This window comes from Candidatus Chlorohelix sp. (genome assembly GCF_037138995.1).
Classification (GTDB): Bacteria; Chloroflexota; Chloroflexia; order Chloroheliales; family Chloroheliaceae; genus Chlorohelix.
The window spans coordinates 22674-40751 of the sequence record NZ_JBAXHI010000034.1; the positions used below are offsets into that span (position 1 = coordinate 22674).

Sequence of the window (18078 nt, forward strand, 5' to 3'; positions counted from 1 at the left end):
TCATTTATATCTTTTTTATTGCTTCAAGCTCAAAATTATATCAGAAAGAACCAAGCCTTGCAGGAAAAAAAAGGCTACCGATGCGGCAGCCCTTTCTGATTCGCTTTGTTGAAATTCCTAACGCGGTTGCAGGGTCAACACTGCCTCTTTATTTTTGTCCACTGCGGAAGAACTAAACAGGAAAGGATGGTATTTACCGCCTTGCCAATCGTCAATATTATCCCCGTAGTGGCTGTTAAAAGGTTGTCCTGATTGCCCGATAGTGTTGGTAATTAGCGAGTCGTCAAAAGCTGCTAGGTTTATCAACTCTCGGAAAGATGCGCCGCTAGATTGCTTGTAAGGCTCAACATAGCGATAGCTGGCAGCATTTACGGTGTTGCCATCACCTCCACGCTCTAGGGTACGCAGATTCAGGATGGCATTAATCGGGAAAGGCGCGGCATCCCCGATAGGCGTTTCGGTAAAGCTCAAAGTATGCAGCTTGCCCCATTTCCAATCATTGATGTTGTTGCCAAGCTTGCCGTTAAGATAATCAACTGCCTGCCCTAACGATTTTAGAAGCATCGCATCACGTCCGCCATTACCCCACCACGCATTCTGCGGGTCTTTAAGCAATGCGATTACGAGAGGAACATGGAAAGCCTGAGCGCTGATATAACGCTCGTAAGATTCACCCAGCTTGTTTTTGAACATGTTTTCAAGCATATACTGATAGGCAACTTTGTACAGCGCACCGGGAGCAGAATCGGCGGTAAGATTTCCATCCCACTCCCGCAACCGCTTTAGCGGCTCTGTCAGCTTCGAGTCGTTGCTTTGCAAGCTACCCGCCACCTTAGCGAACTCTTTACCGGGTAAAGTTACAGTATCAAACTGGATAGCACCTAAATCCTGCAAAGAGAGTTTCTCTTTAGCCTGTAATAGTTCGGTAATGCGTTGCGCTCGCCAACCGGGGTCAAATTCTTCGCCGATACTCAAGCCCGGCTTCATATTGGCGGGACGCTGGTTAGCCGTTACAATAAAGCCGCTGGGCGGGTTGTAAACCGAAGGCAATTGCTCAAACGGCACAAAGCCTGTCCACTCATATTCGCCGCTCCAGCCCGGCACAGGCAAGAGACCATTACCTTTGGCGCGGGTGGGCCACAACCCGGTAAGCTGATAACCGATGTTGCCATCCACATCGGCAAACACAAAGTTTTGCCCGGCAATATTGAAGTCTTTTAACCCATCCCGGAACTCGTTCCAGTTAGTGGCTCTGTTGTATTTGAAAATTGCATCTACCAGTGGGCTTTTTTGCAAGGCGACCCATTGCAATGCCATCGGGTATTGGCTATTTTTAATCGAATCCACCACATCGTTCATAATTGGGCCATGTCGGGTCTGGCGTACTGTGATAGTCTCGGTGGCTTTGCCTTTTACCTTTATTTCTTCCTTGATAAGACTCATATCCTCAAATTTGCCCTGAAACTCGTATTGGTTGACATTGGCAGGGTTAATTTTCTCCATAAAAAGGTCTTGAGTATCGCCGCCAATATTGGTAACACCCCATGCCACCCGGTCATTATGCCCAATTACAACGCCCGGAACGCCGGGGAAGGTGACGCCTGCCACGTTAAAGCCTGCCCCATGCAACGAAATTTCGTACCAGATTGAAGGGTTGCGGATGCCCAGATGCGGGTCGTTTGCTAACATTGGCTTGCCGGTACTGGTTTTAGAACCGCCTACCACCCAGTTGTTGCTACCCTGCCCAGACATATCACCATTGCTGATAACAGAAGCTGCGCTATTTAAATCAACTAGCGCAAGACTCTTTTCCATATCAACATAGCTTACCCCGTTAGGGACAATCAAAGGAGTGCCTTCCGCGCCGTTCAAAGGCAATAACAGAGCAGCGTCTTTTTCGCCTAGCTTTTCCACCAAAGCCGCTCTGAGTATTTCATTAGTGTAATTCCCGCCCAAGTCATAAGCCATCACCTTACCCCAAGTAATAGAATCGAGCGAAGTCCAAGGTTCGGGGGTAAAGCCCAACAGGGTAAACTCAATCGGGAGGTTGTCTTTATGGGTGTCAATAAAGGCATTGATACCCTGTGAGTAGCTTTCCATGATTGTTCGAGCTTCGGGGGCAAGTAACGACAGTTCTTGTTCGGCAGCACGTTTTAAGCCGATAGTACGAAGAAATTTATCGTTTTCAAGGGCGGCGCTGCCCAAAACTTCGGAAAGTCGTCCACTGCCGACTCTGCGGTTAAATTCAAGTTGCCATAGGCGGTCTTGGGCTGTGACATAACCCTGCGCTATAAAAAGATCGCTCAGGTTGTTGGCATAAATATGGGGTACGCCCGACTTATCACGCACTATTTTTACTTCAGCGGTTAAGCCGGGAATTTTTAGAGTAGCGCTAGTTTCTGGTTGTGGTCGAATTAAAAGCCAATAAAATAAAATGGCAATTACTAATATGCTTAGTACAACTATCAAGAATAAACCAAATAGCGAGAAACGCAGAATCTTTCTTCCTAGGCTACGTTTCTTTTTTGGAGCGATAGGCGCGACTTTAGCATGCTTAAGTTGCTTTGCCATAATATTCTCCTTGATGCAAGCTTGGGTTATTAGCGATTAATGAAATTGTTTTCTGGTAGAATGTTACAAAGTATAGCATCTTTGGAAGCAAGGCGAAATATAATTAGCGCCACTTTGAGATTAAAAATAATCTATTTTTAGTGTTAAGCGAGTGTGAAATGAGCATACCTTATTTTGAATATGGTGAACGAGTTGGGCGTACCGCTCGTATTCGAATCGGTTGTGCCGCTATCATTTATGATGATGTGGGCAAAGTTCTGTTAACCCGCAGAAGTGATAATGGGCGATGGTGTTTGCCTAGCGGTGCGATGAATCCGGGTGAAAATCTAGAAGAAACCTGTATTCGTGAGGTTTGGGAGGAAACCGGATTACAAGTGAAAATTAGACGGTTGGTAGGCATTTATTCCACTCCACACCGGGTTACGGTTTATGCTGAAGATAGTCGTTGGCAACTTGTAGGTTTATGCTTTGAAACTGAGATTGTCGGAGGACAATTAGGTTTGAGTGATGAAACTACTGAAGCGGGCTTTTACTCGATTGAAGCATTTTCGGGGATAGATATTGTTGAACCGCACCTCGAATGGATACTGGATGCTCAAACAAATTCAAATAGGATTTATATTAAGTGACTATTCCATACCCCTGACTGTCCAACTGACCGCCAGTTATTCGGCTAACGGAGCGGTGGAAGAGCAGACCGGGAAGGCTAAGCATCTAGAAAAAGAAGTTAAAAAAGGAAGCTCTATGATACCTTACGTAATGGTATCACTGGCTTACAGAACTTGTGAAATGTTTAACTATACGCTTATTATGAAAGACTTTTTAACTTTATCTTAGTAATGGCTTCCGACGTGTTTTTAAACGCTCAAGCCTGTAACATTCAAATCTGTTGGATGCTCCACCGTAAACTGATAACTCACTTCGCGTTTGGCTTGAGGTTGAAGTGCCAAAACCCACTCTAGCACGCCCATTTCGCCGGGCTGGATTTGTGGAGTGGCTTTAATCAGGCGCACCTTGATTTGCTCGTTACGGCTGACCGGAATTTGCTCGGTTAGGCGCAAAGTCGTTTCCTGCTCGCGCAAACTGGTTACAGTGATACGGTATCCAAAAGTGGTACGCCGCTGCCCCCCGATGAACTTCTTATCCACCTCTCGCTCTACCAACTCGCGCTCAATTTTCAAGCCCTCGTCAATTCCTAGATTGAGCTTGAATTCCTGACCGGGCGCGATATTTTCCAGCATGGTTGTGCCAACGAAAGTATTTTCGCGAAAGATGTTGGCTTTACCGGGTAGCAGCGTAACGCCCCCTGCCCGATTGGTGACGGTTGCCTGTATATAAGCGAAACTTACGAGTTTGGGAATAGTAATATACTCGACACGAGCGGGGAAATCCTCGTTGAAAATGGTAGTTTTGTGTGGCGCTCCATCTGAGGGGATGTTGCTATCCCGTTCGAGTCGGAAGGTCACTACGCCTCCTTCGCTGGAAACTTCTGCGGATACGCTTGCCGCCTTATATTCGGGCAAAGATTCTGCCAACTCTGCAAATGCGCCTGTCGTCTCGTCAGAAAATTGGCTTGGCGCAGGCGCAGCCATTACCATCGCTTGGGGGGACATTGCATGAAAAGTGCGCGGTGGGCTTGGGCGGTAGCTATCGAGATACCATGGGTTGAGGCGAGGCGGGAGTGTTCCCAGCGCAGGCTTAGCAGTGGATAGAGTGAGGCGTACCCCTTGCCATTCTTCGCCGCTGCTCTGTTGTACTTCGGCAAGGTAGCTCAGATTTACCTTGTCTCCGGCATTCCTGACTCGCAAATCGTATAGCGGTGTCCATCCGGCGCGGCTAATCATATAAGAAACTTCCAGTTCAAATTCGCCAGCACCAGTTGCTTCTATTGAAACCGCTAACTTGTAGCTTTCACGCGCACGCGGAATACTTATCCTCTTTATTTCTGCCCGTACTACTTCGATTTGTTTATCTAGTTCCCGAATAGCCAATTCTTCTTTTTGCAGGGTAGCTTCATAGCCGATGCGTTGCTCTCCTATGAAATCGAGCAAATTGCGTACTTCCTCCAAGCCAACCCGATTACGCGCTAATCCTTTGGAAAATTCTTCGACTGTGTGCTGGCTAAGGTTTTCAACAAAGCTTCGTTGCATTTTCAGTGTATCTAATTTGCTTTTGGTCTCTTGCTTGAGGGTTTCCAGTTCTTCGAGGCGGCGGGTTAATTCTGCAAGCTTTTCACCGACAGGTTCGGTGGTATAGGCATATTCGCTGCGTACTCCTAGCAAGCGCACTGCTACCGTACCGACTCCACCTGCTCGGAACGATTCGGTTTGAATAGTGCTGGGTAGGTCGTTTACCACCAGTTCTTTTTCGCTACCGCTCAGGCTTACTTTACCACGTCGTGTTACCAGAGCTTGGGAGGTGTAAACCGTCACTTCAGCTATGTGAGTTTCAACCGTTTTGATAGACTCTATGGTTTCGTTGGATTCAGACATCAAACCTCTCCTTTAATGTATTTCAGGGGAATAAACCCTGCCTTTCCACTGAATTCCACGTTTCTTCCAGCGCACCGAATTGATTCCGATAATAACCATATAAATTATTGAGATAGGATGCAGAATAATATCAAATACTCTGAAACCAAACCGTAATGCCACACCAAATCGGATAATCCAAGATATTATTATTTGCGCCAGCGGTAGCCATAACCACTCTGGCGATGCCGGTTGCCCGGTAATCCATCCTGCCAGCAGCCAGAAATATGAACCTACATATCCCAAAAGATTGAATATCAAAAAAAGCCCTAGCCATAAAACTTTATAATTAAAGAAGGCGAAAAGATTTTTACTGAAACCCTGCCACACTTCAAAAATGTTGCGATACATCCGGCAAGAGACGGAATCGGTGCCATCCGGTAGTATAATCTTGTATCCCGCTTGCTTTATTCGCTGGGCTAAAATTACATCTTCCAGCACGATATTTTTTACCGCTGCATGCCCGCCGATTTGCTCATAAACATTCCGAGTAAAGAACATATATTGACCGTTGGCTGCGCTGATTGAAGGGCGGGGGCTACGGCTCACCATCCAGATAGGTAATAGCCCAATCAGGTACATCATCATCAATGGGATTGCCAGACGCTCGGCAAATGAATCGGTTTCCTGTTTTGGGAAAACGCTTAGGAAATCCGCCTCGTTTTTTTCAAGCGCAGAAATTGCGCTGGAAACTGAGCGCACCCCATGAACGGTATCTGCATCGGTGAAAAGTAGGTAATCCCCTTCGGCGTAGTGGTAAAGCTGATAACACGCCCAATTTTTGCCAAGCCACCCCTCCGGCAATTCCTGTCCGCTAACAAGGCGCAAGCGGTGGGAAAAATCCTCACGGGCAAGGCTCTCTAGGATTGCAACGGTAGCATCATCGCTGCTGTCATCCAGCACAATAATTTCAAGATTAGGATAATCTTGATTCAGCAAAGAGCGTACACAACGGGCAATATTCCCGGCTTCGTTTCGCGCTGGAACTAGCACCGAAACCAGAGAAGTATCCGCCGCCGAAAAACGCCTGTTGTAGCCGTAAGAACCTAACGCACGGAATGTAAAGCTGTTTACCAGCAGCGCCAATAGCATATATACTATAGGCGCTGTGATTATTATTTGGTAGAGTAACAAGTGTTTCTCCCGATTATTAGCAGGTTTTAATGGTCTAACCTGCTACCTCTAGACAGAGTATTGTATAATGTCAGATAGACATAACTAGAAACCATAATTATACAACCTCACTAAGGATTAATCATAGTGAAACCACCGAAAAGAGTCAAACTTGCCATCTGGACGGTGCTATGGGCGACTGTAGCCGGTTTTGCGTTGGGAGCTTGCGGCTCCGAGATACCAACCCCACCTCCGGTTACTCCAATAGAACGTCAGATGCCAAATGTTTCACCGATAATCCCCCCCACTAAGCCCTCGCTGATTACCGTTCAACCCGACTTAACAATAGCCACCACTTCAAGCGCGACAAAGCCCGCGAATCCTACACCCGCTGAAAATCGGGCAAATGGTTCTTCTGAAAATAGTCAGGGATTTGGGCAAATCCAACCAGTGTTGCTGGCTAACACGCAAGTAGGCTATTTGCAAGCTGGCGACCTTTGGGTTTCAGATGAACGAGGCGGTAATCGAAGGCAGCTAACCCAAAGCGGCGCTATTACCGCCGATAAGGTTTATTGGTCGCCTTTGCGTGATACGGTGGCGGTGATGGATTTGCGCGATGGCTTGGTACTGTTCGACTTGATGGGTCGAAAACTATCGCTATACCGCCCCGACCCGCTATCTCAAACCTTGAATACTGCGGCATGGTCGCCAGATGGGCGTTACCTTGCCTTTGATATGATAACTCGCCAATCCAACGGCAATTTGCCTCAATCACTTGCTACTAATGGTGAAATTTATCTGATTGATACCCAACTGTCCGGCGTAAATTCCGCCCGTCTCAATGGCAGTAGCCAGCAGATTCCTCCGCAGCGTCTTGCCAGTGGTTTTGGTTTTGCTTGGTCGCCGGATGGACGGCAGTTAGCCTATGCTACTCACGCTCGCCGCCTTGAGGTGGTTGAATATGTCCCATCTCAAAATTCTGCTACAACCTTGCCAAATAGCGCTACTGCCAAATCCGGCTTAACAGCCGGAACGCCGGGAGTAATTGCCACTTCGGTCAAGGTTATACCTTCGGTAAGCGTCACCCCTTTCCCAATTATCAAGCCTCAACGTTCAGCTACCTCTGAAACCCGCACTCCACCAACCGCTAATCCCTATTACAACCCTCCTAGCGTGTTGGTGCCTTATGATAACGCTCTGGCTATTATGAGTGTTGCTGACCGCCGCGAAACCATATTGTTCTACAGTAATCAGCTACCGCCTTACCCTGCAAACGATGGCGCAGCTTATCCTACTGGTGGTAGTGCGGTGCAGTATATTAACTGGTCAAGCGATGGGCGCAGCCTGACTTTCGCAGATAGGTTTTCCTATGTAGGCGTAGCAAGCGTTGCTGGTGGTATTCCCCGCATGCTATACGGGCAGCCGCGCGGTTTTGCTCTGGAGAGAACCTTGTGGTTGCCGGGCGCAAATAACGCTTTGCTGCTAATCTGGCAAAGCATACCGGGAGAAGAACGAGAATTAGCAGGTGTCCTGACGGCTCCGGGCGTAATCGGTTCGGCTATCAGCGATAAAATGAATTGCGCCACACTATCGCCAACCGGGCAGCAATTGGCTTATTGGGATAGTAACGATACTATGATTATCAAGTTGGACGGCTCAACGCTTGGTACGGTGACGGGTGGGAGTTGCCCGGCATGGTCGGCGGATGGCTCATTTATTTCCACCTCACGGCGTGGTTCGGATGGTTTGGTGGTGGTGGCAAGCCCAACCGGACAAATTATGCGCCAGTTTCTGGGAACTCGCGCAGTAGAGCAGGTCTTTTGGTTTGTGCCAAATTGATTTCCGTTTCAGTAGGGTTTTCAGGCAAGGGGCTTAAGCCCCTTGTTTTGGTACATATTTTTTTCTACTGTTCTAAGCGAAAGTTCTTGATTAATTTCAAAACTTTCTGAGTTGCTCTATAAGAGGTCCTAAAGGCAATCCTACTACATTATAGTAATCACCGCGTACTGCTGCTATTAACGCCCCTCCATAGCCTTGTATGGCGTATGCGCCCGCTTTATCTGCCGGTTCCCCGGTTGCTACATACCACTTTATCTCTGCTGCGCTTATATTACGAAATTCCACTTCGCTCACGGTATAGCTTACCTCTTGCCGTACTATCATATGCTGTTGGCTTATAGTGATTATGGCAAATCCGGTAATTACCAGATGGGTTCGTCCACTTAAGCGTTCCAGAAAATTTCCGGCTTGTACTTCATCGCGTGGCTTGCCAAAAACCACATCGTCTAATACCACGATAGTGTCTGCGCCTATAACCAATATATCTTTGCCATCATTTTCATTTTTTTCAAGCCAGAGTTTTCCGCCAGCAATTGCTTTTGACAATGCCAAACGTCTTACGTAGTTCAGATATTCTTCGTCTTGGTGTAAGGCTTCATCTACTTCAGAGACTATAATGTGGAAATTATCGGCTGGAAGCAACCTGCTCAGAAGCTCACGCCTACGCGGTGAGCCGCTTGCGAGTATAACTTGAACTTTGTCGAACACTTGAATTTCAGGATATTTGCCGGACAATGCTTTCCCCTATCTTTTAGAACTGTAATTAATTGGGCAAAAAGTGAGTTCTAAGCTACCATAATATTGACACTCATGTGTTATTCTAGCACTTGTTCGCCCACTGAATATTTTTTTCTGGTGAGTAAACACGAAAAGATACTTTTTTACAACCAATAAAAACACTGTCCTAGAAAAGAGGTTGCTGATGGCAGCACAGCCATGGGAAGTTTCTACATCTGTTGATTTACATAATGAATCTGAATCGGAAATTGCAGAAGAAAAAGGATTTCATTGGAGTATGCGCTTGATGTCGTTGTTAAGTTTGCTTGCGTTGGCGATTTATACCTACGTGTTGCTTGATTGCAAACGCGCCGGGCGTAATACTGCTCATAAACGTTTAAGCGACAAGCGGCGTTTTACTCTATCTGCTATTGCTTTCGGTATGGATTTAACTATATCCGCTTACTTTGGGGCTATAACTCCAAAACTGGTCAAAGCGGGTGGCTTAACCTATGATGTAAAGAATACCCCTCGTCCTCTGTTTTGGTTCTTTGCTATAACTGGAATTGTGCCAACTGCTTCGATGGGCTTGACGGTACTTGGAGCAAGGCGCTGGTATTCACGGATACAAGAGCGCAAAAGTTGGTTGGTCTTCCACGCTACCGTAGCGTTGGTGGCATATATATTTTGGTGGATAGCCTGCTTGCCTGTTTTTTTTATTTCGATTGTGGGCGAGAAAAGAGCATTGAAATTGGCTAAACGTTGGGGCATGATTAAAGCTTAGCTGTTTATAAAGAGCTATTGGAAGTTATATATCTTATCACAACCTGAGCAATACCAAGCAGTTTCTTCTTTAAGAACCAGTCTTTGGTTGCATTCGCAAATATAGCCTGCTATTACTGCTGGATTGCCCTGAACATAGGAATAATCAGGTATATCTTGAGTTACTATCGAGCCTTGTCCAACTATTGAATATGCCCCGATTACCACTCCGGGCAAAATAACTGTACCTTCCCCGATGGTTGCTCCCGCTTTTACTAGAGTTGGTGGTATTTTGCCATTATATTTATTCAGCAAAATTTTTTTGCTGTTACTGAAGCAAACATGAGGTTCGATATTTACATTGTTCTCGATAATAACGTCAAGAAAAATAGAAGTGCGATTCTGAATTTTGACATTATCGCCAATCCGCACCTTATGATCGATAAAAACGCCTTTACCGATAACGCAATTATTGCCAATGGCAACCCCTGAATTTATCTGGCATTGGTGCCAGATTTGGGTTCCTAAACCGATAAATGCCTCATCTGAAACTTCAGCAGTTTCGTGTATAGTTGTTTTAATTGTATAGTGGTTATTATATTGCATAGATAGAGCGTTCAAATAATTAATGCCTTGACCTGAAATAGAATTTGCTTATAGCGTAGTTGGATTTTAGCATGCAAGAGTTATAGTTAAGTTACAGCCGTTGGAAAAGTTGTTACAATTTATTTATTTACATTAAGGTTAAAGCATTGGGCAAGAATAAACCGGGAAAATTTTTCATGTTGCGAATATATGATAATTCCTGCAATAATAGCATATAAGATTTGAACTATGTAATTCTATTCGTTTATGTAGCCGATTAAAAACTAGAGAGAAAGATGGAACTGGTATGACTTCAGGTGCGGTGGCGCTGGTTGGGTCTGGGGAATATTTACCTGCAATGGAAGAAATTGACCGATTTTTGCTTAATACTCTGCCTAATCCCCAAAATGCAAAGGTTGTGTTAATCCCTACTGCCAGTGGTCTTGAACCCGGAATGCCTGCACGCTGGTCTCAGTTGGGTGTGGAACATTTTGTCAAGATTGGGGCTAAAGTTGAGCCTGCTATGATTATCAAACGCGAAGATACCACCCGACCGGAAGTTTTGCATAAACTCCGTGATGCCGATTTCTATTATTTTTCCGGCGGCAACCCAATGTATTTAGTGGAAACCCTGATAGATACACCTGCTTGGGAAATTATATTAAACCGGCATCGGCAAGGGGCAGCGCTAGCAGGTTGTAGCGCGGGCGCAATGGCATTTGGAGGTTTCACTCTCAATATGCGCTCTGCTTTTAAAGGACAAACACCGGCATGGATGACTGCATTGAGCGTAGAACCCTCGATAGTTACATATCCTCATTTCGACCACATGCATAGTTTTGTAAGCCCTGAGCTTTTCAAAGCTATTATTTCCAGCGCTCCTCCCGGAGTGTTGCAATTTGGCATAGATGAAGACACCGCTTTAGTACGTAGTCGCAAGGATAATGGCTGGGAGTGGTCTGTAATGGGCAAGCAGAATGTCACTCTTTTCCGGGGGGGCAAAGATGAGGGGCAGATTTTCAAAAGCGGTGAAACTCTTAATTTGGAGATTTAAACTTGTTCATTGCACCCAATAATTCGATAATTTTAGGAGTTAATCCAGTAATATCAGTTATGGCACGGAAATTTCCTGCATCATGTCCCACTACCAATAGCGGCACAGGGTTATAGGTATGCCCTTTAGTAGCTAAGTCCTCAACATTACCGTGATCACTTGTTATTACTAATGTAGTATCATCGGAAAGATTTTGAATAACACTATTTAGAAATCGGTCAATCAATTGCAACACGGAGAGCGCTACCTCCATATTCTGGCTGTGACCGGCAAAATCTGGCAAATAACATTCAAAAAGAGTGATGTTGTGAGCGCTTCCGATATTAGCCAATCGTTTCCCTGCTTCGGTAGCTGCAATCGGGGTTAAATATACTTCTCGATTTGGCATTCGCTCTCCGGTAATATCCCAGAAAACTGCTTCGCCTCTTTCGTAGTCTTCAGGCATGCGGAAAGGTACTCCGGCAGTAAGTCCTACCAAAGTGCCTACCGAATAACGGATTCGGCGTTGTTCAACTGCCCGAAAATAGCCCGGAGAGTATAGGTTGGCGTGCGTGGGTTTTGCGCCAATTGCTTTCGCCTGTTTAAAAATCCCGCTTTCTTCAATCAAAATCCGTAATGAACCATTGGCGAATCCGGTCATATGTCGTCCAAGATAAGCTGGCGCATTCTGCCCGGTGTATAAAGCTGCCTGTCCGGTTGCGCTTTGTGGTAAGCCGGGTATGCCCAATTGAGCATCAATTGATTTGAACAACAAATTGGGAGAATAAACTTCATGACCGCTTAAGGGTTTGCTGCCTAACAAATCATTTAAAAAGGGCGTTGCTTCTGTATGGGCAAACGGATTTTCAGGTGAATCTTTTCCAAGACCCACCCCATCCAGAAAGAGAAAGATAAAATTTTTCTGCACTTCTTTTTTCAGAGCTAACCAGTCCCGGTAAGTTCTTTTACTTTAGCTACTAACTCGCGGGGCGTGAAAGGTTTTACAATATAATCAGTCGCACCCGCGCTTAAGCCCTCCCCGATTTCGTGGTGTTGCCCTTTGGCAGAGAGGAAAAGCACAGGAATATTGGTAGTGGCTGGTTCGGAGCGCAAATAACGGCAAACTTCATAACCGTCTAGATAGGGCATCATAACGTCTAAAAGAATCAGGTTAGGATTGTGTAGCTTTGCCATTTCAAGTGCTTGCTTGCCATCTATGGCTTCCACAATTTCAAAACCGGCGCGTTCCAACGTAAAACTGATTAAGCGTCTTATATCTTTTTCGTCTTCTGCGATAAGAATCTTCATTGAATACTCCAATGACGCATAAGAAAAATGGAAAGGTTTGTCAACTTTTACCAACTAATCTATTGGCAAGACTTAAAAAGCGACGACGTAAAAAAGGCTTAGGCACATGATTGGTATAAGTCTTAGAGTCAAACTTTTCAACATTAGCTATACCGGGTTGATAATCCGGAACTGTAGCTTGCATTATATATTCGGGTGGCGCAAATATCAATGAGAGAGTTTTCCTAAGTAAGGGGTCTTCGTGTAGCGCTTCAAATAAAGCCCCACTTACTTTCTTTTCATTAGTTAAATCCATCAACATGAATGAGGGGCGGTATCTACGCGCTAACGCCAGCGCATCATATTCCATAGTTGCACGATATACTTTAGTAAATCCGGCATCTCGTAATAACTTGTCAAGATTTCGGAGGTTTGTACTAACTTGGCTAACTAACAAAATAGTTTCGGTAGCTCGATAAGATTGCGCTAAAATTTCTGGTACTTCACTGCCGATAATTTGTAAAATATATTCGATGGCGCTGTTATCTGCGGTAGGATAGGGCAGTACAGCTAACGCTCCTTCTGCCAATACCATCATTTCCAATTCCGAAAGTGCCACCTGCAATAGCGGCACACTTCCAATAATCGGATTTTTATACTCAGAAATCATGATATTTTCATCTGCAAGGATTAAATCAGGAATCCAAGTAGGCAGTGGAGATGAAATTACCGAGTAATCTTCTGTTATAACTACCTGAAATCCACCATCAGCCAGCACATTTTCTGCAAATTTAGCAAACATAGGGTTTTGGGTTATTACCAGCACAGCGTGCTGCACCTCACTATTTTCCGCAAGTTCTATAACTTTGTGTGGCTGAGGTGTAATTAGGAGCGGCAATGTTATAGTGAAGGTATTGGTTCCATTAGGGTTTGGTACGACACTAACATTGCCATCGTGCATTTCGGCGATTGATTTTACCAGAGCCAAACCCAGTCCGGGACTACCGTTTTCTCTCCAAGCCGGATTTTCGGAATGCCAGAATTTTGAGAAAAGAATCGGGATTTCGTGTTGGCTGATAGAGGGGCTTTGATTGGTAACGTTGATTATAGCCTGCATGTTGGCTTCATCAGCTCTAACGCTAAACCTTACAACACCTTCGTTTGGGGTATAGCGTGCCGCGTTATTAAGCAAAACCTTGAGGGCTTGCATCAATCTGTCCGGGTCAGCGTTAATTTCCAGAACCCCGTGGCGGGTGGAATAAGCCGGTAATTCAACCACAAAACTGATAGATTTTGCTTCAAATAGGGCTTTAGTAGCTTCAATTGCCTGTTCTGCAATCTCGCGGAAGTTGCGTGGACCGGGGTTAAAGCTTAATCGCCCCGATTCTAGGCGCGAAATATCTAGCAGGTCGCTTATTATACGGGCGAGTTTTTCGCTATTAGCGCCTACCACGCATAAAAATTCATTTTGTAATTCGTTCAAGTCTCCGGCTTCACCCTCTAATAATAAATCCACATAGCCTTTGATAGAGGTGAGAGGGCTACGAAGTTCATGTGCTACATTTGAAATGAATTCAGCCCGTTCTTTTTCACTTACGTGGCTATTGCTTAGGCGCTCTCTCAATTGCTCATTCTGAAAGTGCAATGAACGTAGCGCTGCCTCATATTCGGCAAGTTGCTCTCTCAGCAAAATCACCTCAGACTCAAGCAAACTATCTGCTCCTTTTTTTGAATTAGTCGAGGAGCGATTAGTCGTTGTAGAATTTTCTGAACGCGCCTCTGATAGTTCTTTGATAGTTTGTGGTTGTAAGCATCAGAGATGCTCATACTTTTTATCTTTCTTATTGTGAAGGTAATTTAAGCGCTTTGAACATAACTGCGAATGTAGTAGGATTTATGGGGTATTGGGATTTTGGTTAGGGAAGCGTTAATATGTCATTTGCGCTCTCTGAAATCTCGTTTTTATCTGTGCCGCTGCTTTCTTCTTTTATATCTGTTTCATTTTCCTGATTGTTATTAAAAGTTTTGAAGCGATATCCAACCCCTCGTTCGGTAAGTATATAGCTAGGCTTACCGGGGTCTGGTTCTATTTTCTCCCGCAGACGGCGGATATGTACGCGCAACCCTTCAACATAAACTTCTTCATCCGAACTCCATACTCTTGACAGTAGTGAGTCAGTAGTTAAAACCTGCCCGGTATTCCGTATGAGCAGGTGTAACAACTTGGATTCGGTGGGGGTAAGTTCTTGTTTGCTACCTCGTATTTCTGCCCAGTGCTGCCCAAAATTGATTTTGAGTTCTTGGTCAACCACTACTTCGGCTGAAGAATTGATGGGTACATCTCCAAAGCGTCGCAAAACACGGCGTACTCTTGCTGCAAGTTCACGGGCGTTGAAGGGCTTGGTAATATAATCTTCGGCGTAAGAGTTAATGCCTTCTACAATAGTGTCTTCAGCAGCAACCCCGGTAAGCATTATTACTGGGATTATGGCATATTGTTGCAACCTACGGCAAACTTCAAAGCCGTGCATATCCGGCAAATTGAGATCGACAATTGCAAGACTAGGCAATTCTTTGGTTATTTTATTCAGGGCTTGCTGTCCCGTAATAGCGGTACTAACATCAAGATTTTCAGCCTCCAGAGCGTTCCGTACCAGCTTTAGAATATCTGGGTCGTCATCCACCACTAATATGATAGGTCTGTTCATGCTAACCCCCTTTACTCCCATTCGATGGTGGCAGGCGGTTTACTCGTAATGTCGTACACTACTCTATTTACGCCCTTTACTTCATTGACTATGCGGTTACTGATACGCGCCAGTAACTCGTGAGGCAAACGCGCCCAGTCCGCTGTCATACCATCGCTACTACTGACAGCGCGTACAGCCAATACATTGTTATAGGTTCGCCCATCCCCCATAACGCCAACGCTTTGCAAGGGGGTGAGAACCGCAAAATATTGCCAGACTGCGCCTTCACCATCTAGCCCTGCATTCATAATTTCTTCGCGTACAATTGCATCCGCCGCTCTTAAAATAATTAGGCGATTTTCATCTACTGCGCCTATTACCCGAACTGCTAAACCGGGTCCGGGGAAGGGTTGCCGCCAAACTATCTCTGGCGATAATCCCAATTCCAGCCCGACTTGGCGCACCTCATCCTTGAAAAGATACCGCAGCGGTTCAATCAGTTTGAATTGCATATCCGGCGGTAATCCACCTACATTATGGTGGGTTTTTATGCGGCTGGCATTTTTGGTTTCCGGCGTGGCGCTTTCGATTACATCGGGATAAAGCGTGCCTTGCACCAGCCAATCAACCGGTCCGATTTTACGAGCTTCTTCTTCAAAGATGCGAATAAATTCGTTGCCGATGATTTTACGCTTTTCTTCGGGGTCTTCTATTCCTGCCAACTTCTCAAGAAAACGAGCGGAAGCATCCACATAATCCAGTTTCAAGCCCATTTTATTACCAAAAGTGCTGAGTACGCTCTCCGGTTCGCCCTGCCTTAATAAGCCGTTGTTTACGAAAATACAGGTAAGACGATCTCCCAACGCTTTGGATATGAGCGTGGCGGCAACCGCCGAATCAACTCCCCCGCTAAGCGCACAAATTGCTTTCCCTTCAGGTCCGACAGTTTCCTGAATACGAGTAATAGCAGTTTGGATGAATGAGTCGGGAGTCCAGTTTCCTGAACAGTTGCAAATCTGAAACAGGAAATGCTGGATAATTTCTGCGCCATGTGCGGTGTGGTTCACTTCAGGATGAAATTGCAGCCCGATTGCAAATGCGCCAGTAGCGGGAAGCTTGCCAAACATTGCCGCAACATGGGTGTTTTCAGTATGGGCAATAACCTCAAAATTAGGTGGGGCTGCCTCAATATGATCTCCGTGACTCATCCAAACGCTAAGAGGACTTGGTAAGCCTGCAAATATTAGGTTGCGCTGCTCGATTTGCACATCAGCCTGTCCATATTCGCGAAGTTCGGCGGGTTGCACATTGCCTCCGAGCGCTCGCGCTAGTAAGCCCATACCATAGCAGATACCTAGCACAGGTACACCATAATCCAGAATATAGCTGGCGAGTTGTGGCGAACCCTCTTCATAAACGCTGGCAGGTCCTCCGCTTAGAATGAACCCACGTGGGTTAAGGGCTTCGATTTGCTCTTTTGGTGCATCGGCAGGCAGAATTTCACAATAGACATGTGCTTCACGTATTCGACGCGCAATAAGTCGGGTAAATTGAGAGCCGAAATCAAAAATGATAATAGACTCATTCGCGGGCGCTGTATAAGACCTGCTGGTTGGTACTGTGCCGGACATCGGGGCTATTCTCCTTTAGTTGACCATTTTGTGATGGCTTGTGCTTTTAGTCAGTTCCCAATTTTCTTAACCTGCGCGGGATTATCTTCCAACAACACATATTGTTCATCGAAGACCCAGTCGTTTACCCCTTCAAGGAAAATTTCAACGCGCGGGTCGAGTGGATCAATCCGCTTTTGAAGGTGTATTTCAACTACCCGGTTATCGTTAAGATGTAGAGCCTCACATAGGGCATCAAGGGCAATTTTCAAACCGCCATCCAAGTCACGACGGTGAGGGGAAGGAAAGAAGAATTGCATAAATACCGATAAATAGGTTTGAGCAAAGGCTGCAAGCATCTCATCGGTGATAACTTCTTCATCTTCCAATTGTTCGACTCGCCGTTCGACCTGCCGTTTCCATTTTCTGGCAGTTTCTGTCAGAGTACGTTTTCCTTCAACCGTTGCATACTGAACATTAATGCTCGGAGGCAGCGGCAAAGTTATTTCGAGAGTCGGTAATTTGTTTCCTCTAATGTTGCCCGACCCTTTACTCTTTTTAATCATGCCATAATTATATTAAAGAAATACTTTTTTGTCACTAATAAATCAACTCAAATTAATAGCGCTTTAAGTTAAGTATTTAATCGGAGCATTTATTCTAAAAATAATAAAAATTAGCGACGGCTTCCTACTACCCCCTCCGTTTTATTGTTTCATCCTTGTTTTTGAACAAGGAACACATTTCTGCTTGCAAACTGGATAGCTTTTTGCTATTATAATGGCAAGTTGTATTGAGATTGCGGTGAGCCTACATCGCATTTATAATCTCTCCCTATGCACTTAAAAATGTCCCATCTGCTGAGGAAGTTACAAAGATTGACCACACTCACGTTCATACTCATTAAGATTCAATTTTGTAATGCCTAGTATTTTTGCAAAGCAACAGGACTAGCTTCCTTTTAGTGCAAATGGCTTATAAGCTTTCTGTTTTCAGTTTGGAAAAATCAATCCTGATTTTGGTTTATTTGCCAAACAATATTGCTTGAGCAAATAGGCTAAGATTTCCCATTTAAATTAGAGCTTTCGCTTGGAACAGTAAAAATGTATCTGAAGCGAAAGCCCTAAAGATAACTGGTTTTTGACACGGATATACCGTTGTAAAACAGGATTCGGCTATTAACCTTTCGGATTAGCGTGACCTTAACCAAATATCATAATTGGTTACCCTATCTCAGGAGGAGAATTAATGATACTTAAGAGGAAATTGCATCTTTTAGTGGTAGGCATTTTCATTGCAGTGCTGGTAGCGGCTTGCGGTGATAACACTGCGACTCCTGT

At 45.1% G+C, this 18078-nt stretch carries 15 protein-coding genes; 4 read left to right on the plus strand and 11 right to left on the minus strand.

Annotation, left to right across the window (positions count from 1 at the left end; translation table 11 throughout):
• Positions 1–117: 117 nt before the first annotated feature.
• Entirely contained in the window at positions 118–2571 is a 2454-nt protein-coding gene (locus WCK19_RS14105; protein ID WP_342398030.1) for a penicillin acylase family protein, read from the minus strand.
• Positions 2572–2729: 158 nt separating this feature from the next.
• Here WCK19_RS14105 and WCK19_RS14110 point away from each other — a divergent pair, with 158 nt between their 5' ends.
• Positions 2730–3200, plus strand: a complete 471-nt coding sequence (locus WCK19_RS14110) for an NUDIX domain-containing protein (protein WP_342398031.1) — start codon at positions 2730–2732, stop codon at positions 3198–3200.
• Between the two features lie 228 nt (positions 3201–3428).
• Here the strand turns inward: WCK19_RS14110 and WCK19_RS14115 are convergent, their stop codons facing one another.
• Entirely contained in the window at positions 3429–5063 is a 1635-nt protein-coding gene (locus tag WCK19_RS14115) for a mucoidy inhibitor MuiA family protein (protein ID WP_342398032.1), read from the minus strand.
• Positions 5064–5075: 12 nt separating this feature from the next.
• Positions 5076–6236 (minus strand): glycosyltransferase, encoded by a 1161-nt coding sequence (locus WCK19_RS14120; protein WP_342398033.1) that lies wholly within the window; start codon positions 6234–6236, stop codon positions 5076–5078.
• A gap of 126 nt (positions 6237–6362) precedes the next feature.
• Between WCK19_RS14120 and WCK19_RS14125 the strand changes: the two genes are divergently transcribed.
• Positions 6363–8054 (plus strand): hypothetical protein, encoded by a 1692-nt coding sequence (locus tag WCK19_RS14125; protein ID WP_342398034.1) that lies wholly within the window; start codon positions 6363–6365, stop codon positions 8052–8054.
• 96 nt (positions 8055–8150) lie between these two features.
• Here WCK19_RS14125 and WCK19_RS14130 read toward each other — a convergent pair whose 3' ends face one another.
• Complete coding sequence (locus tag WCK19_RS14130) at positions 8151–8789, minus strand: Maf family protein (RefSeq protein WP_342398035.1); 639 nt, start codon at positions 8787–8789, stop codon at positions 8151–8153.
• Positions 8790–8976: 187 nt separating this feature from the next.
• On the opposite strand from WCK19_RS14130, the gene WCK19_RS14135 reads away from it, so the two are divergent.
• Positions 8977–9555 carry a hypothetical protein gene (locus WCK19_RS14135; protein WP_342398036.1) on the plus strand — a complete coding sequence of 193 codons (579 nt, stop codon included), beginning with the start codon at positions 8977–8979 and terminating at the stop codon, positions 9553–9555.
• 14 nt (positions 9556–9569) lie between these two features.
• Here WCK19_RS14135 and WCK19_RS14140 read toward each other — a convergent pair whose 3' ends face one another.
• Positions 9570–10154, minus strand: coding sequence for an acyltransferase (locus tag WCK19_RS14140; protein WP_342398037.1), 585 nt, complete (start codon positions 10152–10154; stop codon positions 9570–9572).
• 271 nt (positions 10155–10425) lie between these two features.
• On the opposite strand from WCK19_RS14140, the gene WCK19_RS14145 reads away from it, so the two are divergent.
• A complete protein-coding gene (locus tag WCK19_RS14145) occupies positions 10426–11172 on the plus strand; it encodes a Type 1 glutamine amidotransferase-like domain-containing protein (RefSeq protein WP_342398038.1) in 747 nt (248 codons plus the stop codon).
• On the opposite strand, the gene WCK19_RS14150 is transcribed toward WCK19_RS14145, so the two are convergent.
• The 6 genes from WCK19_RS14150 to WCK19_RS14175 all read right to left on the minus strand — a co-directional run bounded on the left by WCK19_RS14150 (position 11156) and on the right by WCK19_RS14175 (position 17304).
• Positions 11156–12079 (minus strand): hypothetical protein, encoded by a 924-nt coding sequence (locus WCK19_RS14150; protein WP_342398039.1) that lies wholly within the window; start codon positions 12077–12079, stop codon positions 11156–11158. The genes WCK19_RS14145 and WCK19_RS14150 overlap by 17 nt on opposite strands.
• A 14-nt stretch (positions 12080–12093) precedes the next feature.
• Entirely contained in the window at positions 12094–12459 is a 366-nt protein-coding gene (locus WCK19_RS14155) for a response regulator (RefSeq protein WP_342398040.1), read from the minus strand.
• Between the two features lie 40 nt (positions 12460–12499).
• Positions 12500–14149: a hybrid sensor histidine kinase/response regulator gene (locus tag WCK19_RS14160; protein WP_342398041.1), complete on the minus strand. Its 1650-nt coding sequence runs from the start codon at positions 14147–14149 to the stop codon at positions 12500–12502.
• 205 nt (positions 14150–14354) lie between these two features.
• On the minus strand, positions 14355–15146 hold the full coding sequence (locus tag WCK19_RS14165; protein WP_342398042.1) for a response regulator transcription factor: 792 nt from the start codon (positions 15144–15146) through the stop codon (positions 14355–14357).
• Positions 15147–15157: 11 nt separating this feature from the next.
• Entirely contained in the window at positions 15158–16759 is a 1602-nt protein-coding gene (guaA, locus tag WCK19_RS14170) for a glutamine-hydrolyzing GMP synthase (protein WP_342398043.1), read from the minus strand.
• A gap of 50 nt (positions 16760–16809) precedes the next feature.
• A complete protein-coding gene (locus WCK19_RS14175) occupies positions 16810–17304 on the minus strand; it encodes a RusA family crossover junction endodeoxyribonuclease (RefSeq protein ID WP_342398044.1) in 495 nt (164 codons plus the stop codon).
• Positions 17305–18078 lie beyond the last annotated feature (774 nt).